The sequence below is a fragment of the Capnocytophaga bilenii genome (genome assembly GCF_017565765.1).
GTDB lineage: Bacteria > Bacteroidota > Bacteroidia > Flavobacteriales > Flavobacteriaceae > Capnocytophaga > Capnocytophaga bilenii.
Window position 1 is genome coordinate 90,353 of sequence record NZ_JAGDYP010000006.1, and the last position, 24,428, is coordinate 114,780.

17 protein-coding genes are annotated in these 24,428 nt (G+C 39.7%); 11 read left to right on the top strand and 6 right to left on the bottom strand.

The window, feature by feature from the left end:
• Positions 1-48: 48 nt before the first annotated feature.
• From carA to metE, 8 genes are all read left to right on the top strand, one after another.
• Entirely contained in the window at positions 49-1,149 is a 1,101-nt protein-coding gene (gene carA / locus J4N46_RS08655) for a glutamine-hydrolyzing carbamoyl-phosphate synthase small subunit (protein ID WP_208058969.1), read from the top strand.
• A gap of 179 nt (positions 1,150-1,328) precedes the next feature.
• Positions 1,329-1,796: a DinB family protein gene (locus tag J4N46_RS08660; protein ID WP_208058970.1), complete on the top strand. Its 468-nt coding sequence runs from the start codon at positions 1,329-1,331 to the stop codon at positions 1,794-1,796.
• A 423-nt stretch (positions 1,797-2,219) separates the two neighbouring features.
• Complete coding sequence (gene eno, locus J4N46_RS08665; RefSeq protein WP_208058971.1) at positions 2,220-3,512, top strand: phosphopyruvate hydratase; 1,293 nt, start codon at positions 2,220-2,222, stop codon at positions 3,510-3,512.
• Between the two features lie 123 nt (positions 3,513-3,635).
• Complete coding sequence (locus tag J4N46_RS08670) at positions 3,636-4,397, top strand: carboxypeptidase-like regulatory domain-containing protein (RefSeq protein ID WP_009416408.1); 762 nt, start codon at positions 3,636-3,638, stop codon at positions 4,395-4,397.
• A 78-nt stretch (positions 4,398-4,475) separates the two neighbouring features.
• Positions 4,476-5,870, top strand: coding sequence for a DUF5723 family protein (locus tag J4N46_RS08675; RefSeq protein WP_208058972.1), 1,395 nt, complete (start codon positions 4,476-4,478; stop codon positions 5,868-5,870).
• Positions 5,871-5,987: 117 nt separating this feature from the next.
• Entirely contained in the window at positions 5,988-6,851 is an 864-nt protein-coding gene (locus J4N46_RS08680) for a lysophospholipid acyltransferase family protein (protein ID WP_208058973.1), read from the top strand.
• 31 nt (positions 6,852-6,882) lie between these two features.
• Positions 6,883-9,147, top strand: coding sequence for a GH92 family glycosyl hydrolase (locus J4N46_RS08685; RefSeq protein ID WP_208058974.1), 2,265 nt, complete (start codon positions 6,883-6,885; stop codon positions 9,145-9,147).
• Between the two features lie 64 nt (positions 9,148-9,211).
• Positions 9,212-11,515: a 5-methyltetrahydropteroyltriglutamate--homocysteine S-methyltransferase gene (gene metE / locus J4N46_RS08690; protein ID WP_208058975.1), complete on the top strand. Its 2,304-nt coding sequence runs from the start codon at positions 9,212-9,214 to the stop codon at positions 11,513-11,515.
• 75 nt (positions 11,516-11,590) lie between these two features.
• Here the strand turns inward: metE and J4N46_RS08695 are convergent, their stop codons facing one another.
• Genes J4N46_RS08695 through ctlX form a run of 4 tightly spaced genes read right to left on the bottom strand, consistent with a single transcriptional unit; the run spans position 11,591 to position 14,744 of the window.
• Positions 11,591-12,112: an adenine phosphoribosyltransferase gene (locus J4N46_RS08695; RefSeq protein ID WP_208058976.1), complete on the bottom strand. Its 522-nt coding sequence runs from the start codon at positions 12,110-12,112 to the stop codon at positions 11,591-11,593.
• 9 nt (positions 12,113-12,121) lie between these two features.
• Entirely contained in the window at positions 12,122-12,760 is a 639-nt protein-coding gene (locus J4N46_RS08700) for a DUF4276 family protein (RefSeq protein ID WP_208058977.1), read from the bottom strand.
• Between the two features lie 3 nt (positions 12,761-12,763).
• Positions 12,764-13,807 (bottom strand): AAA family ATPase, encoded by a 1,044-nt coding sequence (locus J4N46_RS08705; protein ID WP_208058978.1) that lies wholly within the window; start codon positions 13,805-13,807, stop codon positions 12,764-12,766.
• 1 nt (position 13,808) lies between these two features.
• A complete protein-coding gene (gene ctlX / locus J4N46_RS08710; RefSeq protein ID WP_208058979.1) occupies positions 13,809-14,744 on the bottom strand; it encodes a citrulline utilization hydrolase CtlX in 936 nt (311 codons plus the stop codon).
• A 235-nt stretch (positions 14,745-14,979) separates the two neighbouring features.
• Between ctlX and J4N46_RS08715 the strand changes: the two genes are divergently transcribed.
• From J4N46_RS08715 to J4N46_RS08730, 3 genes are read left to right on the top strand one after another with little or no spacing between them, the layout of a single operon-like run.
• Positions 14,980-18,036: a reprolysin-like metallopeptidase gene (locus J4N46_RS08715; RefSeq protein ID WP_208058980.1), complete on the top strand. Its 3,057-nt coding sequence runs from the start codon at positions 14,980-14,982 to the stop codon at positions 18,034-18,036.
• Between the two features lie 10 nt (positions 18,037-18,046).
• Positions 18,047-21,883 (top strand): reprolysin-like metallopeptidase, encoded by a 3,837-nt coding sequence (locus tag J4N46_RS08720; protein WP_236013902.1) that lies wholly within the window; start codon positions 18,047-18,049, stop codon positions 21,881-21,883.
• Positions 21,884-21,937: 54 nt separating this feature from the next.
• Complete coding sequence (locus tag J4N46_RS08730) at positions 21,938-22,810, top strand: bile acid:sodium symporter family protein (protein ID WP_208058981.1); 873 nt, start codon at positions 21,938-21,940, stop codon at positions 22,808-22,810.
• A gap of 73 nt (positions 22,811-22,883) precedes the next feature.
• On the opposite strand, the gene J4N46_RS08735 is transcribed toward J4N46_RS08730, so the two are convergent.
• Together J4N46_RS08735 and J4N46_RS08740 are read right to left on the bottom strand one after the other, a co-directional pair.
• Entirely contained in the window at positions 22,884-23,807 is a 924-nt protein-coding gene (locus J4N46_RS08735) for an aspartate carbamoyltransferase catalytic subunit (RefSeq protein ID WP_009416421.1), read from the bottom strand.
• Between the two features lie 63 nt (positions 23,808-23,870).
• Complete coding sequence (locus tag J4N46_RS08740) at positions 23,871-24,359, bottom strand: thioredoxin family protein (protein ID WP_009416422.1); 489 nt, start codon at positions 24,357-24,359, stop codon at positions 23,871-23,873.
• Positions 24,360-24,428 lie beyond the last annotated feature (69 nt).

Consider the following 24,428-nt stretch of genomic DNA (forward strand, 5'->3'; position numbering starts at 1 on the left):
ACAATTAAACATTATTTTGTATCTTTGCCACAAAATTACAACAGAACGATGAAGTATCAACAAAAAAAAGATGCGGTATTGCTTTTAGCTGATGGAACTGCTTTTTACGGTAAAAGCGTAGGCTATGAAGGTACTGCTTTTGGGGAAGTATGTTTTAATACAGGGATGACAGGCTACCAAGAAATCTTTACTGACCCTTCTTACTTTGGTCAGATAATGGTAGCTACCAATGCTCATATAGGTAATTATGGAATTACAAGTTCTGAAGATGAATCGGATGGACTGAAAATAGCGGGTTTGGTATGTAGGAATTTTAGCTATACAGCCTCAAGAGCGGGTATGGAAAGTACGCTGAAAGATTTCTTTGATACCAACTACTTAGTAGCTATTACTGATGTTGATACTCGTGCTTTAGTGAGCTATATACGCGACAACGGCACAATGAACGCTGTTATTTCTACCGAAACAACCGACTTGGAGGTGCTTAAAGCACGTTTAAACGATGTTCCTAATATGAAAGGTTTAGAATTGGCATCACGAGTGTCGGTTACTGAACCTTATTTTTTTGGTAATCCGGATGCTAAATACAAAGTTGCAGCTCTTGATTTTGGTATCAAACGCAATATATTGCGCAATTTGGCTGCTCGCGATATGTATATAAAAGTGTTTCCTTATAACACGCCTTTGGAAGAACTAAAAGCGTGGCAACCTGATGGTTATTTCTTATCAAACGGGCCTGGCGACCCTGAACCGCTAACAGAGGCTATAGTTCTAGTAAAACAAATGATTGCAGAAGATTTGCCTCTTTTTGGTATTTGCTTAGGACACCAAATTATCGCTCTAGCTAATGGTATTTCTACCTATAAAATGCACAACGGACATAGGGGAATTAACCACCCTGTGAAAAACTTACTGACAGGCAAGGATGAAATTACTTCGCAAAATCACGGTTTTGCAGTAAATAGGGCTGAAGCAGAAGCTAATGCAAATGTGGAAATTACTCATACACACCTAAATGATAATACGGTAATGGGCTTACGCATTAAAGGTAAAAGATGTTTCAGTGTGCAATATCACCCTGAAGCGGCACCAGGGCCTAATGACGCTACTTATCTGTTTGACCAGTTTGTGGAGATGATAAGGCGCTAAGTGCGAGCCGCAGGAGGAGAATTTTGAAATCTGAATTTTGAATTTTGAATTTTGAATTGGGCACAAGCTGCAAGCTTGCGCCAGCGGAGGGTGCGAGCCGCACGGGCAGATTTTGGGGACAGGTGAGACGAGTGGTTGTTAGTAGAGATATATAAAAGATTGAAAAAATAAATAATAATATGAAAGAAATACTTACTCCTGAAGCATTACTTACTAATTTGAAGGATGTACGTGCTCTTACTCGTAAGGTGATTGAGGCTTTTCCTGAAAAAGACCTTTTTGAATTTAAAATAGCTAACTTACGTCCGTTCTCAGGAATGGTAGAAGAGTTTTTAAGAGTGATGGACTATCTTTTTAAAGAGAGATTTCAGGAACAACATACTCTTTTCTTGGAGGGTACTTTTCCTACTACTAAAGCAGAAGTATTGGCTTTGTGGGATAGAGCTACTGAAATCCTCGACCGCGAATGGCAAAAAGTAGGCGATTATACTCAACCGCTTACTATCTATCAAATGACTTTTAGCTTTGCTCAATGGATATTATACTTCATTGAAAACGAGAGTCATCACCGCGGACAAGGCTATACATACCTTCGTGCTTTGGGTATTGAACCTCCTCTCTTTTGGGGAAGAGAGAGTTTTGGGTGATAGATGCGAGCCGCAGGAGGAGAATTTTGAATTTTGAATTCTGAATTTTGAATTGGTGGGAGTGCGAGCCGCACAGGCAGATTTTTGGGACTTGTCAGACGAGTGGGACTTGTGAGACGAATGGGACTTGTGAGGGTGATGCTTCTGAAAAACTTTGGCAAACTCTTAAAGTTTGCCAAAGGGGGTAACGCACTAGTGGGAGTGTGAGTCGCAGGAGGAGAATTCTGAATTTTGAATTGGGGGACAGGTGCGACTTGTGAGACAGGAGGAGAATTTTGAATTCTGAATTTTGAATTTTGAATTGGGCACAAGTTGCAAGCTTGCGCCAGCGGGGGCGATTATGGGATAGGTGAGACTTGTGGGGCTAGTAGGTAATGTGTAAAAAAGTAAAGAAAGTAAATAATTTAACAAAATATAAAAAATATGAGTATTATAGTAAGCGTGCATGCACGTCAGATTTTGGACTCGCGTGGTAATCCCACAGTGGAAGTAGATGTATTGACTGATGCTGGGGCTCTTGGTAGAGCTGCTGTGCCATCAGGTGCTTCAACAGGTGAATATGAGGCTGTAGAACTACGTGATGGTGGCAAGGAGTATTTGGGCAAAGGCGTACAAAAAGCTGTTGCTAACGTTAACGAAATCATTGCTGAGGAATTGATAGGGATGAATGTTTTTGAACAAAACCTTATCGACCAAACAATGATTGCACTTGACGGTACTCCTAACAAATCTAAATTGGGAGCTAACGCTATCCTTGGTGTTTCGCTAGCTGTAGCAAGAGCTGCTGCTGAAGAATTGGGCTTGCCTTTGTACCGCTACGTAGGGGGGGTAAATGCTCACACTTTGCCTGTGCCTATGATGAATATCATCAACGCTGGGGCTCACTCTGATGCGCCTATTGCTTTCCAAGAATTTATGATTATGCCTGTGAATGCAAAAGACTTTTCACAAGCTATCCAAATGGGTGCAGAGGTATTCCACAACCTTAAAAAGGTGTTGCACAACAAAGGATTGGGTACTGCTGTGGGTGATGAAGGTGGTTTCGCTCCTAACTTCAAAGACATTGAAGATGCGCTTGACTCTATTAAAGAAGCTGTAAACAAAGCTGGCTACAAATGGGGTGAAGACATTAAAATTGCCTTAGACTGTGCTTCATCTGAATTTTACAAAGATGGTAAATATGACTATACTATTTTTGAAGGTTCTAAAGGTAAAGTGCGTACTTCAGCAGAACAAGCTGAATACTTGGCTGAATTGGTGGCTAAATACCCTATCATCTCTATTGAAGATGGTATGGATCAGAATGACTGGGACGGCTGGAAATTGCTTACTGACAAAATTGGCGACCGCGTACAATTGGTAGGTGATGACTTGTTTGTTACTAACGTTTCTATCCTTGAAAGAGGTATCGCAAAAGGTATCGCAAACTCTATCCTTATCAAAGTGAACCAAATAGGAACGCTTTCTGAAACAATAGCAGCAGTGGAAATGGCAAATCGTGCTGGTTATACTGCGGTAATGTCGCACCGCTCTGGTGAAACTGAGGATAATACTATTGCTGACCTTGCTGTAGCTTTGAATACAGGACAAATTAAGACAGGTTCTGCATCACGCTCAGACCGTATGGCTAAATATAACCAACTGCTTCGCATAGAAGAGTCGCTTGGTAGTGTGGCTTATTATCCTAAAGAAAAAGCTTTTAACGTGAAAAACTAAGAAAAGCTTAATAATATCAGGAATATCAAGAGGGTATCCGAAAAAGGAAGTTGAGCACTGCAAAAGTGAAATTGTGTTTTTTTTCGGATAGCCTCTTATTTTGTCTAAAAACTATTTTTTACAATGAAGAATATACTAAAGTTTATCCTATTGCTATGTGTAACACCGCTTGTGGCTCAGGAAACTGAGTTGCACGGGCATATATATAGCGTACAGCACAACAAACCGATGCCTAATGTGCATATTTTGAACTTGAATAAGGTGAAAGGAACTACCACCAATGACAAAGGCGACTTTGTGATAAATGTGGCTGTGAATGATACTTTGTATATTTCATTTTTAGGATATAAATCTACTAAAGTGTTGGTAACCAATGATATGGTGAAATATCAGGGGCTGAAAATAGGGATGACAGAACTTGCCTACGCTTTGGAAGAGGTAGTAGTAACCCCCTATAAACTAACAGGTTACTTAGATATAGATGCAAAAAATGCACCTATTAACAACAACACACGTTATAGTATATCGGGCTTAGAAATAGGCTATGAAAGCAGGGCAAGTGCCAGTGCTGTGGGGCGGGTACTGAACAGTGTGATGAACCCTGCCGACTTGCTGTATCGCTCATTTAGCAACAAAGGAAAAGAACTGCGAAAACTGCGCAGTATGCGTAAAGATAATGAGCTGAGCGATGCACTTTCTACACGTTATGACCGCGAAACGCTTTTGGAACTGCTAAAAGTGGATAGGGCTGAACTGGAAGAAATCATACGTTCGTGCAACTATTCTAACGATTTTATAATGACTGCAAACGACTTGCAGGTATTGGAAGCTATCAGCCAATGTTACGAAGAATACAGAGTGCTTCATAAAAGCAAAGAAAAATAATGGAAAGGGTTGTGCATTAGAAAATAATTTGTATCTTTGTACCCTGAATAGAAATAATGATTTTTATAAATACAGACAATGAAAAAAGTAATTTTAACAATGTTATTATTAAGCGGTTTTGCAGCTGAAGCGCAACAATCGTTTGTGGGCTTTCGCGAAAGTGAATATGCGGGTACGATGCAACGCACAGCCAATCCTGCTTATATGATTAGCAGTAAACGTCCGTGGGATGCAACTTTGTTCTTAGCCAACGTGAATATTGGTACTAATGCAGTGAAATTGAGTACTGATATTGCAAAAAGTTTCAACAACTTTGAGAGTGCAAGCAAATCTTTACTGAACAACAACAATATCAATGCACGTTTGAATATAGATGTATTGGGGCCTTCGGCTTTTTTTAAAATAGGCGATAAACACTCAGTAGGGTTCTTTACACGTGTGCGTGCATTAGGCAACATTAATGATATAGATGCAAAACTAATACAGTCATACATATCTGATGTTAAAAATATGGAGCTTCGCAATAACTATAGTATCAATCTTAAGAACCAAGAGATAGTATTACACGGTTTTTCTGAGTTTGGGCTTTCGTGGGCTGGCGAATTGTATTTTGATGGACATAACGCTATTAAAGCAGGAGCTTCAGTAAAATATATAATGGGAGCAGGTAATCTGTATGTTGGCTTCCGTGATTTTGCTGGTTCGGCATCACTTACTGTAGAAAATGACAAACTAAAGGTGAATATAGACTCTCGTGGAGGCAATTTTGAAGTGCTAAATGGGGGTACAGATTTGGTGAAATTGAGCAACTTAAGTTCGAGTTCGCTATTAGGGAAAGAGGCTTCTACAATGGGGTTAGACCTTGGTGTGGTATATGAATACCGTTTTGATGGTTGCCGCACTTGCCACAACCGTCCGCACGACTTCAAAGTAGGGCTTTCATTGATGGATATAGGAAATGTTCAGTATAAGCTTAACAAACAATCGTTTAGATACCAATTGCCTGCATCGGGGGCTATAAAATTGTCTCTTGATGACTTATCGGAAGAGGCTTTGACAAAAGCAGGTTTGACTACAGCTACTACACAAGTAGCAGGACGTACTGTAAAGAGTTCTTTGCCTACGACTTTGAACTTGAGTGCTGACTATCGCATTATTGATGGGCTTTATGTGAGTGCTGCTGGTAATATCAACGTGGCTTCAAAATCTAAAGCAGACCAGTATAATGCAAACTACGCTTCTACTTATTCGCTTACTCCTCACTACGATATTAGCTATTTTGGAGCTTACTTGCCTATCTCATACAACGAGGTTACTAAAACAAGTGTAGGTTTTGGATTGCGATTGGGTTCATTTTTAACAATAGGTTCAAGCTCTATCATCAGCAACTTAGCAGGTGGTGGAAAAGATTTGAACGTGTTTGTAGGTCTTGGCTTTGGACACATAGCTTATCCTACTGAAAAAAGTAGATAAATTGCTTTTATAATAAAAAGTGTATATAATAGAAAAAACTTTGCTGAATATGAATTTGGCAAAGTTTTTTTCTGTATATTTGCAGACGAATTACTTAATGCGAATTGCTTATAATTAATGGATTATATAATATATTTGGTAACGTACCCTATAATTTGGTTGTTATCGGTATTACCTTTTAGGCTGTTGTATTGTGTTTCGGATGTGCTTTACTTTGTAATGTACGTATTGCTAAAGTACCGTGTGAAGGTGGTACGCAAGAATTTGTATACGGCATTTCCGTTTAAAACGACAGAAGAATTGAGGGTGATAGAGCGAAAGTTTTATCATCACTTTTGCGATACGCTATTGGAAATGGTAAAATCGTATAAGATGAGCGAGCAGGAGATGAAGCGCCGTATGGTGTTTACTAATATAGAGGTGTTGCGAAAATACGAAGATGAAGAACGCAATATACTTTTTATGTGTAGCCACTATGCGAGCTATGAGTGGTTGCTGTCATTGGCTTATTACTTGAAACACAAATCGTATGCGCTTTATACGCCTTTATCAAACAAGTATTTTGACAAGTTTTTGCAGAAAATACGAACCAAACATCACAGTTATTTGCTCTCGCGCTATACGGCTCACAAAGAGATGAAGCGGCACAAAGATGAACAGGGGGTGTATTGTTATGGATTTGCAAGTGACCAAGTGCCTAATAACAAAAAAAATTATAAGCGTCCTTTTTTGGGTTTGCGTGTTCCTGTATTTACTGGGGCAGAGCGATTGGGTAAAGCCCTGAATACGGTGATTGTTTTTGCAAAAATAGAAAAGGTGAAACGCGGGTATTACCAGACGACTTTTGAGGTATTGGCAGAAAATCCGCAAGAATTTGTTGATTACCAAATTACAGATATGTTTTTTGAAAGGGTAAATAGGCAGATATATGATGAGCCTGCGTATTATCTTTGGACACATAATAGATTTAAAAGAATGTAATAAATGTTTAACAACTAATATTTAATGAATTATGAGGAGGATTGTTATTTTGAGTTTGCTAAGTGTGGTAGTGGCTTGTAATAAGTCCGTTGCCCCTCGTGAAGAGAAACGACAAGAGGTGGCTACAGCTGTAGTGGAAACCGTGCCATACACTAACTATGTGAATACGCTAATGGGGACAGACTCGCGTTTTGACTTATCCAACGGGAATACTTACCCTGCTATAGCGGTACCTTGGGGAATGAACTTTTGGACTCCCCAGACAGGAAAGATGGGTGATGGATGGGCATACCAATACCACGCTGATAAAATAAGAGGGTTTAAACAAACCCACCAACCAAGTCCGTGGATAAATGACTATGGGGCATTTTCGTTGATGCCTGTAACAGGTGAGCTGAAGATAAAAGAGGAGGAGCGCGCTTCGTGGTTTTCACACAAAGCTGAAACGGCACAACCTCATTACTACAAGGTGTATTTGGCTGATTATGACACCTCCGTAGAAATTACTGCTACTAACCGCGCAGCGCAGTTTCGGGTTACTTTTCCTGAAAATCAAAAGTCGTATTTATTATTAGATGCTTTCTTCAAAGGGTCGATGGTGAAGGTAATTCCCGAAGAGAGAAAAATTATAGGATATGCCCGTAATAATAGTGGTGGTGTGCCTGAAAACTTTCATAATTATTTTGTAGCTACTTTTGATAAGGATTTTGAACTGACTAACACTTGGGGCGATGGCTATAAACTGACTGGGAAAAATGAAAGTATCGGCGACCATACGGGTGCTGTAATAGGTTTTGCTACCAAAAGAGGGGAGCAGGTAACCGTGAAAGTTGCCTCGTCTTTTATATCGCCAAAGCAGGCTGAGCGCAATTTGCAGACGGAAATAGGTAGTGATACTTTTGAACAGACAAAACAAAAGGCTTTTGACTTATGGGAGCGTGAATTAGGAAAGGTGCAGGTGGAAGATGATAATATAGACCATTTACGTACATTTTACTCTTGCTTGTATAGGGTATTGCTTTTTCCGCGTACATTCTACGAGATAGATGAAGAAGGGAAAATAGTGCATTATAGTCCTTATAACGGTAAAGTAGAGGCGGGGTATATGTATACTGACAATGGTTTTTGGGATACCTTCAGGGCTGTATTTCCTTTGTTCAATTTGTTGTATCCAGAAATGAATCAGCAGATAATGAAGGGCTTGGTGAATACTTATAAAGAAAGTGGATGGCTGCCTGAATGGGCAAGTCCTGGGCATAGAGATTGTATGATAGGCTCTAATTCGGCATCGATAATAGCAGATGCTTATTTGAAGGGGAATATAGCGCAAGCCGATGCTGAAATACTATTGGAGGCGATGCTGAAGAATGCTACCCAAGAGAAAGGTCGCCCAGTGAAATCGGTGGGGCGTGAGGGGGTAGATTACTACAACCAACTGGGTTATGTGCCTTATAATGTGAATATTAATGAAAATGTGGCACGCACGCTGGAATATGCTTATGCTGATTATTGCATAGCTCGTATGGCAGAAAAGATGGGCAAAGTGGCTATTGCCAAACAATACTACGAGCAGATGGGACGCTATAAAAATGTGTTTGACCCAGAAACTAAATGGATGCGCGGCAGGAATAAAGATGGGAAATTTCAAACACCTTTTAATCCGCTAAAATGGGGTGATGCTTTTACGGAAGGGAATAGCTTGCACTACACGTGGTCGGTATTTCAGGATATAAATGGGCTCATCAGTTTGATGGGCGGTAAGGAAGCTTTTGCGAAAAAAATAGACCAAGTATTTGAGATGCCTCCGCTTTTTGACGATAGTTACTACGGCTTTACGATACACGAAATACGCGAAATGCAGGTGATGGATATGGGGAATTACGCTCACGGCAATCAGCCAGTGCAGCATTTGATATACCTTTATCAGTATGCAGGTAAGCCAGAAAAAACACAGCGCAAAGTGCGGGAGGTAATGGAAAAGCTATATGCGCCTACCCCTGATGGCTATTGTGGTGATGAGGATAATGGACAGACTTCGGCTTGGTACGTGTTTTCGGCATTGGGCTTTTACCCTGTTACGCCCGCTGATGATGTGTATGTGCTGGGTAGCCCATTATTTAAATCGGTAACCTTGCAATTGCCTGATAATAAAAAGTTTTTGATAAAGAGTGTGGAACGCAGTAAGGGTAGTGAACTGGTAGAGAGTGTGCAGCTGAACGGGAAGAAGATGGAGGGATTTGAATTGCCATTTGCTGTGTTTAGGGATAATGGGAATTTGACGTTCTTCAAAAATTAGTACTTTTGGTATAGATGGTAATTAAAAATAATTTTGTATCTTTGCGCAAATTTAAAAAGAATATATGAAATCAAACGTATTAGGTTATCCTCGTATAGGTGAAAAACGAGAACTTAAGAAGGCTAATGAGGCTTTTTGGGCTGGTAAAATCAGCGAAGAAGAGCTTTTGTCTGTTGCTGAGAATATTCGTGTTCATAATTGGACACTACAGAAGGAGGCAGGTGTAGACTTGATTCCTTCGAATGATTTTTCTTTCTACGACCAGATGCTTGACTTTTCATTTACGGTGAACGCTATTCCAGAGCGTTTTGCCCCTATTCACAAGTTGAGAGATACAGAGCGTTATTACGCTTTGGCACGTGGTTATCAGAAAGATGGAATCGATATCACCGCTATGGAAATGACTAAGTGGTTTGATACGAATTACCATTATATAGTGCCTGAATTTACTAAGAATCAGGAGTTTCGTATTCTTGTAAACAAACCTTTGCAAGAGTATCAGTTGGCGAAAAAGCACGGATTTGACACTAAACCTGTACTTATAGGGTTGGTTACTTACTTGTTGCTTGGTAAAGAGAAAGAACAGGGTTTTCACCGTTTAGAGCTTGCAGATCGCTTATTGCCTGTATACTTGCAAATAGTAGAAAGCTTGGTGAGTGCAGGTGCAAAAACGATTCAGATAGATGAACCTTACTTGGTACTTGACCTTCCTGAAGGTGCTGAGGCTGTATACAAAAAAGTATATGCTGAACTAAGAAGTAAATTCCCTACTACTGAATTTGTACTTACTACTTACTTTGGTGCGCTAGATAATAATACAGAGTTGGCAGTATCGTTGCCTTTTGATGTGTTGCACATAGACTTGGTGCGCGCTGCAGCACAGCTTGACAGGGTGCTTAAAGTACTTCCTGCAGATAAAAAGTTATCGCTTGGGGTAGTGGATGGGCGCAATGTGTGGAAAAATAACTTTGAACATTCATTGGCATTGATAGAAAAAGCTAAAGAAGCTATTGGAGCTGATCGCTTGTGGGTGAGTACTTCGTGCTCGTTATTGCACTCGCCTTGCAACCTTGAGCTTGAAAACAATGAGAAAGTACTTACTGCTGAAATTAAACAATGGTTGGCATTTGCTAAACAAAAAGTAAAAGAGGTTACTACTCTACAAGCTCTTGCTACAGGAAAGGTATGTGAACAGGTAAAAGCTATCTTTGAAGAGAATAAAAAAGCTGCTGAAAACCGCAAGACTTCAACGCTTATTCACGATAAAGCAGTGAAAGAGCGCGTGCAGAAAATTACTGATAAAGATGCGCAACGCTTGCATTCGTTTGATGTTCGCAAAGAAGCTCAACACAAATCGCTTCACTTGCCAGCATTCCCAACGACTACCATAGGTTCGTTCCCGCAAACAGATGAGGTACGCAGCTGGCGTGCTCGCTTTAAGAAAGGAGAACTTACACAAGCTGAATACGATAAGCTTCTTGAAAAAGAGATAGAAGAGTCTATTCGTTTTCAGGAGGATACTCAGATAGATGTTCTTGTACACGGCGAATTTGAGCGTAATGATATGGTGGAATATTTTGGTGAGTTGCTAAAAGGATACACCTTTACTAAATTTGGATGGGTACAAAGCTACGGTTCGCGTTGCGTAAAACCACCGATTATCTTTGGTGATATTTCACGTCCTGAACCGATGACTGTACGCTGGAGCCAATATGCGCAATCGCTTACTAAATTGCCTGTGAAGGGTATGCTTACGGGTCCTGTGACTATCCTACAATGGTCGTTTGTGCGCGATGACCAACCACGTTCGGAAACTTGTTTGCAAATAGCCTTGGCAATTCGCGATGAGGTAGTGGATTTGGAAAAAGCGGGTATTAAGGTTATCCAAATAGATGAGCCTGCAATACGTGAGGGGCTGCCATTGCGCAAAAGCGAGTGGAAGGCTTACTTTGATTGGGCTATCAAAGCGTTCCGTATTTCGGCATCTGGGGTACAAGATGAAACACAAATACATACACATATGTGCTATTCGGAATTCAATGATATGATTGAAGCTATTGCAGATATGGATGCTGATGTGATTACCATAGAGTGCTCACGCTCACAAATGGAGCTTTTGGATGTGTTTGGAGATTTTAAATATCCTAATGAAATAGGTCCTGGGGTGTATGATATTCACTCACCACGTGTGCCTTCACAACAAGAAATGACAGACTTGATGAAGAAAGCTATCAGCGTAGTGGCTAAAGAGCAGCTATGGGTAAACCCAGACTGCGGACTTAAAACGCGCCACTGGCCTGAAACCAAAGCGGCGTTGCATGCGATGGTGGAAACGGCTAAAGAGCTGAGAGCACTTTACAGCAAATAATAGTTGAGAATTAAGAAAACAATAAAAAAGAGCAAAGTGGGAAAACCGCTTTGCTCTTTTGATAAATATAGGGTACTAACTGATGATACTATAAACAGGGTAATCTTTAAGTTTGTTACGCCCGTTTAGGAAGGTGAGTTCCATTAAAAAATCGAGTTGGACGATGTTGCCACCAAGTCGCTCAACTAATTTTACGACAGCTTCGGCTGTTCCTCCAGTAGCGAGGATATCATCGTGAATAAGTATGTTTTCGCCTTTGTTGATGGCATCTTCGTGAATTTCGAGTACGTCTTGTCCGTATTCTAAGTCGTAAGTTTGCGCAATAGTTTTGCAGGGTAGTTTTCCTTTTTTACGTACGGGTACAAAGCCTGCATTTAGGCGCTGAGCAAGTAGCATTCCGAAGAAGAAACCACGACTTTCCATACCGATTACTTTATCGATACGTTGCCCGTGTAGGTTTTCTACCAAAGTGTCAATTACATAAGTTACGCCTTTTACATCCATTAATAGGGGAGTAATGTCTTTGAAAATAATACCTTCCTTAGGGAAGTTTTCAACATCGCGTATTTTAGATTTAATGTATGCTATTTTATCCATTTTTATAAGTTATTTTATAAGTTGTTCTATCCAGTCGTTAAAATGTTTGTTCTTTTGACGTATTTGTTCTATACCGATTTTTTCGGCAATTGCATTCCCTTGTATTATTTTTCTGTAAGCAGGAATAATCTTAATTAGCCTATGTGAAGGGCTGGTTTCTGTTCCTTGATCAATCATTTCAGGGTCGGGAAATTCATTAAATATGTTTAGCAGTTTAGTTCTATCATATTGCTCAAGCTCAAACATATCGTCAAAAATTTCTATGCTATTAAACAACAAGGCTTCAAATTCGTGTAATTGGATATAAGGAATAAATCGGTATCTTAAATTACTATCAATCTCTTCGCGCATTCCATTTTCTAAGATTTCAATACGTTCTCTAACATTAGCATTATTCATTCCTATTGTTTCCTTCCAATTAGGGAATTTCCTCGTTTTCACCCCATAATAATCAAAAAAAGTAGTAACTAACGCATCTTTCTGCTGCTTTAAAGCCTTTTCAGCTATATCTTTGATACGTTGCCAGTTGCAATTACCTCCTAACAAACGTATTTCTACCCTACAACTATTTTGTAAATACTGAGAAAGTAAGTTCCTACAAAACACTTCTTCAGTAGCTCCTTCACAAATAATAATTATTGTTTTCATATATTAAAAAGGTTGTCCGTTAATAAAATTTCCTTTCCACAACTCTCCTAAGCTAAAATCTTCTAACCAAATAGCTAAAGATGCTTCATCAAGACGTTCAAAAACGCTTTCTCCATTTTTATAGTCTACTGTGATGATGTCTTCAGGGGTAAAGTAATTAATTAGTTCTACCGATTGGGTAGCTACTATGATTTGGCAACCTCGCTGAGAAGCCGATTTGATAAGTCCCGCTAATTTGGCTATAGCGAAAGGGTGCAAACCTAATTCGGGCTCATCAATAATAATAGTTTGAGGTAACTTAGGTTGCAAAAGTAATGTCGTTAGGGCAATAAAACGCAGTGTACCATCGGAAAAATTATAAGTATTATAGAGCTGTTCGTTGAATTTATTACGCCATAGAAGCTCTATATAGCCATTTTCATTAGGATTTAATACAAAATCTAAAAAATAAGGAGCTATAGATTGAATTGTTTGTAAAATCCAATTATATGTTTTAGGTTTTTCTTGTTTAATCTTATACAGCAAAGTTCCTATATTACTACCGTCATTATATAAATACAAAAAATCAGTATTAATATTGGATGCTTTGTGAAAAGGAGCGTTTTTACCAGTATCGTGGAAATGGTATTTTCGTACTTCTTCCAAATAATCTTTTATATATTTGGCACTTTCTGAACTATGCAAGTAAGTTTCAGAAGAAAAATTAGATACTTCATAGTTGTTGTCGTAATAACTTAATATTTCTTTGCTAAATGTTAAGTTATTTTCGCCTTTTTTCAATGTAAAAGAGTACGAATTTGCAGAAAAAGTAAGTTTTCCTTCAATTTCTTGTGTTACTTTACTACCATTGTACAGAAATTTATCTACCCCTCCGTTGAGAGCTACATATCCTTGTAAATTTTTACGATATATATTTTGCAATAGTTCAAAAAACGACAAAAAGTTGGATTTCCCACTGCCATTAGCTCCTATCAGTATATTGATAGGTTTCAGGGGGAGCTGTAACTCTTTAATCGATTTAAAGCCTTTTATATCGATACTTTCCATTTTAGGCATTAGGGGTTAGAGGGTTGAAGACTTCTGCCAACATACAGCGGGCGCTACCACCGCCGCAGGTTTCGATGGTAGTGAGATTGGTATGTAATATTTTGGTGTGTTGTTCTAATTGATTGATTTGAGCAGGGGTAAGCGATTGGTAAGCAGCATCGCTCATTACTAAATAAGTGCTGTTATCGCCTTGTACTTGTAGCATATTACCTGCAAAGTGCTCCATTTGCTGTGTAGTGATGTAGATAATGTCTTTCTTGTCGTCTTTGAGGTGTGCTAACACATTTTTTCGTTCTTTTTTATCGGTGATGCTATCGGCACAAATTACAGCAAAGGTATCGCCTACAGCCATCATCACGTTGGTGTGATAGATGAGGGCTTGCTTATCGCCTACTTGCTGGTAGGCGTGGAAGATAATGGGGGTGTACTCAAAGTCTTCACAAAATTCAATGAAGAGGTCTTCGTCGGCACGGGGGGATAGCGCACAATAAGCCTTGCGGTTTACCCTATCGAGTACCATAACGCCTGTGCCTTCTAAAAAGATATTTTCTTCTTCGGCACTGGTATAATCATATACGTTTTCTATAAGAAAGCCTTCGGCTTCTATTTTATCAAGTATATCTTCGCGGCGCTCGCGGCGGCGATTTTCGGCAAACATAGGGTATAAGGCAACGTTTCCGTTTTGATGGAAAGAAATCCAATTGTTAGGGAAGATGGAATCGGGGGTGTTTTGCTCGTAAATATCATCTACTACGATTACTTTTACCCCTACCAAACGAAGTTTTTGTACGAAGGTATCAAATTCTTGTTGCGCTTGGTGGTTAATTTGCTGGTTTTCTGTATCTATTTTCTCTTGAAAATAGTTGTTGACAGCCGTTTGTTCGTTCATTCTGAAACGTACAGGACGTATCATTAAAACAGTGTTGGTAATTTGCATTTGTTAAATGTAAGAAAAAATGATTAACGGGGCAAAGATACGAAATAATGTTTAATTATTGATACTTAATGTTTAATGAATTTTAAATTGGGAGAGGGTGTGCTTCGGTGGATAGTGTTGGGTAGTTAGACTTATTTTTGTTAAACAAATAATATTATTAATAAAATTTATATTAAAATATTTTGCCAGTTGAATATAAGTTCGTACCTTTGCAGTGTCAAACTAATATAGGACAATGAAAACAATATTATACTATTGTTGTGCATTGATTATAGGTTTGCAGACCGCCAACGCACAACAAAAAGTAGTAGAAATCTTCAATTATTTTACGCAAAATCAAACTGTTAGCTGGGCAGTTCCTCTTCAAAAAACCGAAACTTTACCCATTGAATGGCAAGAGCGTAACAACAATTTTAGTACTGATGGCTTTCGCAATTACGTAGGATACCATCAAGGACATTTTGTAGGTGTTATCAGTATGAATCTGAAAACGCTTAGTGGAGAAGTGTTTTACAAAGGAAAATCGTATGTATTGGGCAGTAACAAAAAGGGTTACTTAACTGTTACAGAAATTACAGATGAGAGCGCTTGTGGGAATCAGCCCACAACACCATCGCTCCCTACAGGGCGAAATATGTTTCCTGAAGATAATGAGGACAAGAATGACCCTCCTATTGAACAACCTGAAATATACAATTCGCTTTACCCTAAGGCTCTTATTCATACCGATGGGGTATTTAGGCACTATCGGTTGGCACTTCCGGTAGATTACAGCATTTACGATTCAAAATTTTTTAATAAAGATATCAATAGAATTAAGGCTTTTTGGAATGCTACCATTGCTTTTGCGAATGAACTATACCGCAATGATGTAGGGGTAGATTTTACTTTGGTAGATGATGAGGCTCTTATTTTTACTACTCCAAAAGATCAGCTCTTTCGCAGAAGAGAGGCAGCTAATGAAGTAGTAAACAACGGTACGATTACCCTTAACAAACATTATGACCCTAAAAAGTATGATTTGGCAGTTATTCTGACAGATTATAGAGAAAACTATAACGGGTTGGCAATGGTTTATTCAGCTTATGAGCAACATAATAAAGCGAATGCGGCTGCACGCCCTATAAAACCTTCAACTATAGCTCACGAAATAGGGCATATGTTTGGGGCTGACCATACTTTTTCTAACGGCGGACAATATTCGAGCAAGACAGAAATAGGATCGGGGCAATCTATTATGAGTTACGGGCACGATTACCCTCGTGATTTTTTCTCATTGGTGAATTTGGAAACCATACGTAGATTTTTGGGTAATTCGATGGCGTATTATGCTGATGAGGCGCGCACTCAAGAGGCGGGGAAACGCGTGGAAGGCACCGGCTCTAACCTTGTGTATGGCGTGAAGAGCAACAACCAGCCGCCTGTATTGGACAGAAAACACTTAAAGAAAACATACGTAATTCCTAAAGATACTTACTTTCAGTTTTACTTATCGGGTAGTGATGCCGAAAACGACACTATTACTTATATAGCCCACCAAGCCGATAGGCGCTTTCACTCTACTAAATCTAACGCCCGCTTTATGACTTATAAGGGGAAAACTAATGGCAATATACGTTTTGAGACTACTTGGCTTGAAAGTGAACGAAATACTTTTGTACCTATAGCAGCTACTTCGCCTTTAGGATATAGTCCTGGTACTTTTACTTTTTGGTTAGCCGCTGCCGACCACAATAGGGCAGACCGCAACCACGTAGTGAAATACGATGTGGAAGAGGTAACGCTAAAAATAGCTGAAGGAGAACCTTTTGCTATTAAGGACTTTGACAATGGCAAATGGGAACGAAACAAAACTTACAAAGGAGGAGAACGAATTACACTGCATTGGCAGGTAGATAAAAATATTTTTGCGAAGAATAGCAAAGTGCGTATTTTGCTATCGGACGACTCGGGAAAGACCTTTAAATATATACTGAAAAAACAAGCTGACAACAACGGCACTTGCGAGGTGCAGTTGCCTAATATCACTATTACGAGCACTCACGGACATTTTGGCAAGGAAAGGGGACAAGGCATCATAAAAATAGAGGTGATTGATGGGTTGGCTTTTGCTCTTTCGTGCACTAAACCTTATCACGTAGGCGGTTTTATGATAGAGAAGAACAAAAATGCCCCTGATCCTGAGCCTGAACCAGACCCCGAACCTGAACCTACACCTGAGCCTACGCCAGACCCGCTTACGTTTGTAGTGAATAGCTTGCCTAATCAGTATATTACGGTAGCTTGTGCAAGTGAAATACCCGCTGCGGCAAAAATAGAAACGCAAGGAGGTTGTGGTAGTATTACATCGGAAATTACAGAAGAGGAAACCAATAAGCAATGTGCTAATCATTACAGCTTAAAACGAAGTTACCATTTTGTAGATGAGTGCCATACGACACTAATTTTTGAACAATATATTACAGTGAAAGATGAGGTTGCTCCTACTTTTTCAGGGGTATTGCCTACTGATCAGACTTTTGAGGAGGGCAGTCACTTGCCCGACAACTTACTTTTGACAGCTAATGACAACTGTGCAGGAGTATTGAAAGTGTTACCTACTAAAAAAGTAATAGCAAATAAGGTAATATACCGCTGGGAAGCTACCGATGGTTGTGGCAATAGTGTTTTTCATACACAGACGATTACCATTCAGCCTAAGACTACGACACCGACAGTAAGCACCCCGACAGTGAGTACTCCAACGGTAACGACACCGACAGTGAGTACCCCAACGGTGAGCACCCCAACGGTGAGCAGTCCGACAGTAACGACCCCGACAGTGAGCACGCCAACAGTGAGCACGCCAACGGTGAGCAGTCCGACTGTAAGTACTCCAACAGTGAGCAGTCCGACAGTGAGCAGTCCAACGGTAACGACACCGACAGTAAGTACCCCAACGGTGAGCACTCCGGCAGTGAGCACTCCAACAGTGAGTACACCAACGGTAAATAATCCGACAGAAGAAGTTATTATTTACAATGGTATTTCAACAACAGATCCGAGAAACTATTTCAAAATAGAAAATGTTGATATTGACAAACCTATTTCAGTAATTATTTTTGACGAAATGGGACTAAAAGTATATGAAAGTGACCATTATCAAGAAAGAGGAGAAATATTTAGGGGTGTTGCCAATGTGGGCAATATAATAGGAAGTCGGAAAAAATTAGCTGGCACTTATTTTTATATTGCTACTTATTATAAAAATGGACAATTAGAAAGTAAAAAAGGATTCTTATACATAAGATAACACTAACAATATGAATATATTACGACTATTAGCATTATGGTTTTTAGCCATAGGAACTATAAATGCACAAGAAAATGTATCTCAGATTGCACGTTTATTTGAAGAGGGCAACTCTGTAGAATGGAGTGTACCCGCAGGGGGCAAAAACATTGCTCTAAAGTGGTACCAACGCGATAACTCGCTTGCACAAGAGGGCTTTCGTACCTTTGTAGCCTACTATAATGGTGCTTTTGCGGGTAGCATTTCGCTCAATGCCACAACCCTATCGGGTGAGGTATGGCACGAAGGAAAAACTTATTTTTTAAGTAGCGAAAAGGGAGTGCTAAAAGTTTCTACTGAAAAGAGTCATTTTAGCTGTGGCACTTGTGCCGATGGACATTGTAATACTGCCGCACCAAGGACTGCTACCTCGCGAATAAGCTCTATGGCGAGAAGTAGTGAAAATACCCAAATGGCACTTCCTTCAGAAGACCAACGGGTGCTTTACAATAGTAATGTACTGAGAACCTTCCGCTTGGCAATGCTCATTGACTACAGTTTTTTTGTAAGGCACTGCCAGAGAGATGTTGACAAAGCAAAAGCCTTTATGACAGAAGTGCAAACAGGGCTTAATGAGGTGTGTGGCAGAGAGATAGGTTGCCAATTTGAATTGGTAAACGACCCTCGCCTTATCATCACTACTAAAGAAAAGGAAGTGTATGACTTTCCCACAGTAAGAACGGTAGTTGAGAGAGCTACAGGCGATTTTAACAGCTTGATAGGTGAAGAAAATTACGATGCAGGTATAGTATTTTCGGTATATAAGGATAATCGTGGGTTGGCACATTTGGGCGAAATCACAGGGAAACTGAAAGGTGGTTGTATTGCCAATCACGAGTTTTATATTATACTACACGAATTAGGACACTTATTAGGTTCGGCGCATACTTTTACTATTGGAGGACAAACGGCTTCATCATTTACAGAGCCTGATAGAGGAAACTCTATAATGAGTTACATCAACGACCCTTATGGCACTTATTTTTCGTTGCCTTCAATCTATACGATTCGCAATCGTACTAATCTGCACGATGCTTACTATAGCGACAAGGAGCGTACCCAATTGGTAGGGGTGCCACAAGCTAATATTCCTTATGGTGAGGTATCGGACAATCGTGCTCCTGTAATCAATCGTTCTGCATTGAAAAAAAATTACAAATTGCCTCCTAATACTTATTTTCAGTTTACTATAGAAGCCAGCGACCCTGATGGAGACCCGCTACTTTATATGGCTCACCAAGCTGATTTTTTGGCATTTGGGAAAGCCCGCTTTCCTTCTAATCGCCCTACAGAAAGCAATCGTATAGAGTTCTATCAGCCTTATAAAAAGAATGAAAGCAATGAATGGAAACCTATAGATTATAAATTTACAAAGCCCGAAGAAACAGGAGATTTTACCTTTTGGTTAGGGGTATCCGATGGCAAAGTAGGGGCTTACAAAAACGGCAAACCTCACGCGACTCTTTATGATGTATATGAAACTAAGGTAAATATCGTAGATGGTACTCCTTTTAGAATAACTAATGTAAGCAAAAGCAGTGCAGGCAGATTTAAATACGGAAAAGAAACTACTATCTTTTGGAATGTTGATAAAAATATTTTTGGCGAAGATAGCAAAGTGCGTATACTTTTTTCGGACGATTATGGAAAAAGTTATAAATATGTGTTAGCCGAAGGAATTCCGAACAATGGTAAAGCTACTGTTATTTTTCCTGTACAAGCTAGAGGGTGGAAGGGAGGTAGCTCATATATGGAAGAATACTTTAAAATAGAAGTAATTGACCATATAGCTTATGCTGTCAGCAAGGACTATCCTTATTTATCGGATATGCACAGTCCTGATATTACCTTTAAAAATTTGCCAGAACCTACAATAACCGTAAAAAAAGGAGAAGTACCAGAAGTACCTATTGTTACAGCAGTTGCTAATTACTGCCGTAATAAGGTAGCCCAAGTAACATTTACGGAAGAAGATCACACTACCTATTTACTGCGCAAATGGGTAGCCTCTGACCAGTGTAACCGCACAGCTACTGCACAGCAATTTATCTACTACGAAAAAGACGCTCTTACCAATAGTTTACACTTTGTGGGAGATTTGCCTAAAGATATGCACGTGCAGTGCAAGGGAGAAATACCCGAAAAAGCTGAGGTAAAAGCAGAAGGAGCTGATAATATTCATATAGACTATGAAGAAGAAATGAAAGAAGGGGATAAAGAATCCTATAAATTTACACGCTCTTGGATAGCTTATGCTGATGGAGCACTGCCTATTAGGCATACACAGCAAATCTTTCTGAAAGACACGCAAAAACCGGAGCTTTCATCTTATCCGAAGAGTATGACTGTAAAAAGTGAAGACGAAGTGCCTTTAAGAGAAAATCTTACTGCTACTGATAACTGCGGTGGGGTATTAGAAGTAACTTCAAGTGAAGAAAGTAAATACGACAAAAATGGCAAAAAGATAGAAGTACGTTATACGTGGTATGTAGAGGATAGTGTTCATAACAAAAATCGTTATCAACAAATAATTACTATTAATCCTAACCCAACGGTAACGACACCGACAGTGAGCACCCCGACAGTAACGACACCGACAGTGAGCACTCCAACGGTAAGTACGCCTACAGTAACGACACCAACAGTAAGTACACCAACGGTAACAACGCCTACAGTAAGTACCCCAACAGTAAGCACGCCAACAGTAAGTACTCCGACAGTGAGCACTCCAACGGTAACGACGCCAACAGTAAGTACTCCGACAGTGAGCACTCCAACGGTAACGACACCAACAGTAAGCACCCCAACAGTAAGTACGCCAACAGTAAGTACCCCAACAGTGAGTACCCCAACGGTAACAACGCCAACTGTAAGTACTCCAACAGTAAGCACGCCAACAGTGAGCACCCCAATGGTAACAACTCCAACGGTAACGACACCAACAGTGAGCACTCCAACAGTAAGTACCCCAACGGTAAGTACCCCTACAGTGAGCACTCCAACGGTAACGACTCCGACAGTGAGCACGCCAACGGTGACTACTCCAACGGTGAGCACTCCGACAGTGAGCACTCCGACTGTAAGTACCCCAACAGTGAGTACGCCAACGGTAAGTACCCCGACAGTGAGCACCCCAACGGTTAGCACCCCAACGGTTAGCACTCCTACGGTAACGACTCCAACGGTAAGCACCCCAACAGTAAGTACGCCTACGGTAAGCACCCCAACAGTAAGTACGCCTACGGTAAGCACCCCAACAGTAAGTACGCCTACGGTAAGTACTCCGACAGTGAGTACACCAACAGTGAGCACACCAACGGTAACGACACCAACAGTGAGCACACCAACGGTAACGACTCCGACAGTGAGTACCCCAACACTGAGTACCCCAACAGTGAGTACTCCGACAGTGAGCACACCAACGGTAAGTACCCCAACTGTGAGCACTCCAACGGTAACGACTCCGACAGTAAGCACCCCAACAGTGAGCACTCCTACAATTCCTGATATACCCGAAAGTACAGAAGTAATTATTTACAACGGTATTTCAACAACAGATCCGAGAAACTATTTCAAAATAGAAAATATTGATATAGACAAACCTATTTCAGTAGTTATTTTTGACGAAATGGGACTAAAAGTATATGAAAGTGACCATTATCAAAAAAGAGGAGAAATATTTAGAGGATATGCCAATGTGAAGAATATAATAGGCAGTAAGCCTTTAGCAGGTACATTTTTCTATGTTTTAAGATATTACAAAAATAATAAATTAGAAGAGAAAAAAGGATTTTTATACGTTAGGTAATTGCTTTTAGGAATAGTTTTTGTACCTTTGCCACTCAAATAAACAAGATATAAAATGACCTATATAGATTACCTACTCTCGGCAGTATTGATGCTTATCACCTTTGCTATAGGTAGCTCATTACGCTTTGCCGATTTTGAAAATATATTTAAAAACTCAAAGCCCCTTCTTTTGGGGCTTTTCTTGCAAATGGTGTTCTTACCCATATGCGCTTTTATTATTGCCGAATTTGCTGGACTTTCTCCAGCCGAGAAAGTAGGGCTTATTATTGTAGCTATTTGTCCTGGGGGTACAACCTCTAATTTTATTAGTTATCTTATCAAAGCCGATACCGCCTTGGCAGTAGCACTCACCGCTGTGAATAGTCTGCTTATACTGCTCACCATTCCGCTACTTTCCAATTTGGCTGTAGTAACCTTTATGGACAGTCATACCGAAGTATCATTACCTATTCTCAATATGGTATGGGACGTAACCAAAATTATTATTGTTCCAGCAGTTTTAGGTTTATTATTCAATCGTTTTTTTTCTAATATAGCACAAAAAATAAAGTTTCCTCTAAAGGTCATCAATACATCTCTTTTGGGCATTGTATTTCTTATCAAGTTTTTTGCTGGTGAAGAGTCGGGGGGAAGTGGTATTTCAGTAGATGAAATTTTCAGGCTATTACCTGCTACCTTGCTAATGCACCTCAGTGCTATGATTCTCAGCTATTTTATAGCTATTAAACCACCTTTCAGGCTTTCAGGAGTACAAGCTACTACCATTAGTATAGAAGTAGGACTACAAAACACGGTTTTGGCTATTTTCGTGGCAGGAACTTTAATGCATAATACTGATATGACCAAACCAGCCCTTGTATATGCAATGTTCTCATTCTTTACTACCCTAGCCTTTGCCCTTATTACTATCCGAATAAAAAAATAGTAACCCTAATACAACAAAAAAGCGCGATGTTTATCATTCAAAAACATCGCGCTTTTTTGTATTTATATTTTACTTACAACTTGCTTGCCAATAAATATATAACTGCCATACGTATTGCCACTCCATTTTCTACCTGTTGTAGGATAATTGATTGCGAGCTATCAGCCACATCACTTGTAATCTCCACCCCTCTATTGATAGGACCTGGGTGCATAATTACAATTTCTTTATCTAAGGAGTCGAGGATTTCTTTTGTAAGTCCATATTGTTGCACATACTCACGAGTTGAAGGAAAATAACTAATATCAAGACGTTCATTTTGTATTCGTAGCATATTTGCCACATCGCACCAATTTAGTGCTTTGCGCAAATTTGTCTCTACTTTCACTCCTAATTCGTGTATATATTTAGGAATAAGCGTTTGAGGCCCGCATACCATTACTTCAGCACCTTGTTTGTGCAAGGCATAGATATTAGAGAGTGCCACCCTTGAGTGTAATATATCACCCACTATCACCACCTTTTTGCCAGCAACCTCCCCCAAGCGTTCTCGTATAGAATACGAATCTAAAAGTGCTTGTGTAGGGTGTTCGTGAGCCCCATCACCCGCATTCACTATCGCAGCCTTTACGTGTTGAGAGAGAAACACTCCTGCACCAGGGTTAGGGTGTCGCATCACTACCATATCCACTTTCATCGAAAGAATATTATTCACCGTATCCACAAGCGTTTCTCCTTTTGTAACCGATGATTGTGAGGCTGAAAAGTTAATCACATCAGCCGAAAGTCGTTTTTCAGCCAATTCAAATGATAACCTAGTACGAGTACTATTCTCAAAAAAAAGATTGGCAATAGTAATGTCACGCAGCGAAGGTACTTTCTTAATAGGGCGATTGATAACCTCTTTAAAATGGTCTGCTGTCTCAAATATCAGCCGAATATCTTCCTCTGTAATATATTTGATACCCAATAGATGATTTACACTCAATTCACTCATATAATATACATTTAAGTGATTCGTAAAAATATAAAGTAATATTTTAGTAAGCTTTATTTAGCTTTATAATCTTCCTTGCAAGAACTTTTTCACCTTTTTAGGGTCATAACCTTTGCCTTCCTCCAATTCTTCACTCTTTTGGGTGAAAAGCACAACGCCATCGCTATCCAAAATCAAGAAAGCAGGATACCCAAATTTTGCACCGGGGTTTCCATATTTCTTAAAAGCCGCTTCATTCTTGTTTTCAGGTGAAAAGTTCAGATGATAGTAAATATATTTCTTGTCTAAAATGCGTTTCAATTCAGGCGTTTTCGTAACCAAGTTGTTAAAGCGTAAGCACCACACACACCAATTACCACCAACTTGCACCAATAGTTTTTTGCGCTCTTTTTTAGCTTGCTTTAGCAGTTCTGTTATACGCTTATCGCCGTCCTCTTCAGGGTGATAAGGCTGTTCATATTTCGCTCGTTCCTGATTTATCTCTTCACTATTTTGGGAAAATACCCCCGTAGTAGTACAGCACAACAATGCCATAAAAATATACATTCTCATATCTACAAATTATTTGATGCTGCAAAGATAATAATTTTTTTCTAAACAAATGCTATCCAAAAATTAATC

What these genes read in the sequence shown, in the direction of transcription:
- carA (WP_208058969.1), top strand. Translation starts at nt 49, where the DNA reads ATGAAGTATCAACAAAAAAAAGATGCGGTATTGCTTTTAGCTGATGGA.
- J4N46_RS08660 (WP_208058970.1), top strand. Translation starts at nt 1,329, where the DNA reads ATGAAAGAAATACTTACTCCTGAAGCATTACTTACTAATTTGAAGGAT.
- eno (WP_208058971.1), top strand. Translation starts at nt 2,220, where the DNA reads ATGAGTATTATAGTAAGCGTGCATGCACGTCAGATTTTGGACTCGCGT.
- J4N46_RS08670 (WP_009416408.1), top strand. Translation starts at nt 3,636, where the DNA reads ATGAAGAATATACTAAAGTTTATCCTATTGCTATGTGTAACACCGCTT.
- J4N46_RS08675 (WP_208058972.1), top strand. Translation starts at nt 4,476, where the DNA reads ATGAAAAAAGTAATTTTAACAATGTTATTATTAAGCGGTTTTGCAGCT.
- J4N46_RS08680 (WP_208058973.1), top strand. Translation starts at nt 5,988, where the DNA reads ATGGATTATATAATATATTTGGTAACGTACCCTATAATTTGGTTGTTA.
- J4N46_RS08685 (WP_208058974.1), top strand. Translation starts at nt 6,883, where the DNA reads ATGAGGAGGATTGTTATTTTGAGTTTGCTAAGTGTGGTAGTGGCTTGT.
- metE (WP_208058975.1), top strand. Translation starts at nt 9,212, where the DNA reads ATGAAATCAAACGTATTAGGTTATCCTCGTATAGGTGAAAAACGAGAA.
- J4N46_RS08695 (WP_208058976.1), bottom strand. Translation starts at nt 12,112, where the DNA reads ATGGATAAAATAGCATACATTAAATCTAAAATACGCGATGTTGAAAAC.
- J4N46_RS08700 (WP_208058977.1), bottom strand. Translation starts at nt 12,760, where the DNA reads ATGAAAACAATAATTATTATTTGTGAAGGAGCTACTGAAGAAGTGTTT.
- J4N46_RS08705 (WP_208058978.1), bottom strand. Translation starts at nt 13,807, where the DNA reads ATGGAAAGTATCGATATAAAAGGCTTTAAATCGATTAAAGAGTTACAG.
- ctlX (WP_208058979.1), bottom strand. Translation starts at nt 14,744, where the DNA reads ATGCAAATTACCAACACTGTTTTAATGATACGTCCTGTACGTTTCAGA.
- J4N46_RS08715 (WP_208058980.1), top strand. Translation starts at nt 14,980, where the DNA reads ATGAAAACAATATTATACTATTGTTGTGCATTGATTATAGGTTTGCAG.
- J4N46_RS08720 (WP_236013902.1), top strand. Translation starts at nt 18,047, where the DNA reads ATGAATATATTACGACTATTAGCATTATGGTTTTTAGCCATAGGAACT.
- J4N46_RS08730 (WP_208058981.1), top strand. Translation starts at nt 21,938, where the DNA reads ATGACCTATATAGATTACCTACTCTCGGCAGTATTGATGCTTATCACC.
- J4N46_RS08735 (WP_009416421.1), bottom strand. Translation starts at nt 23,807, where the DNA reads ATGAGTGAATTGAGTGTAAATCATCTATTGGGTATCAAATATATTACA.
- J4N46_RS08740 (WP_009416422.1), bottom strand. Translation starts at nt 24,359, where the DNA reads ATGAGAATGTATATTTTTATGGCATTGTTGTGCTGTACTACTACGGGG.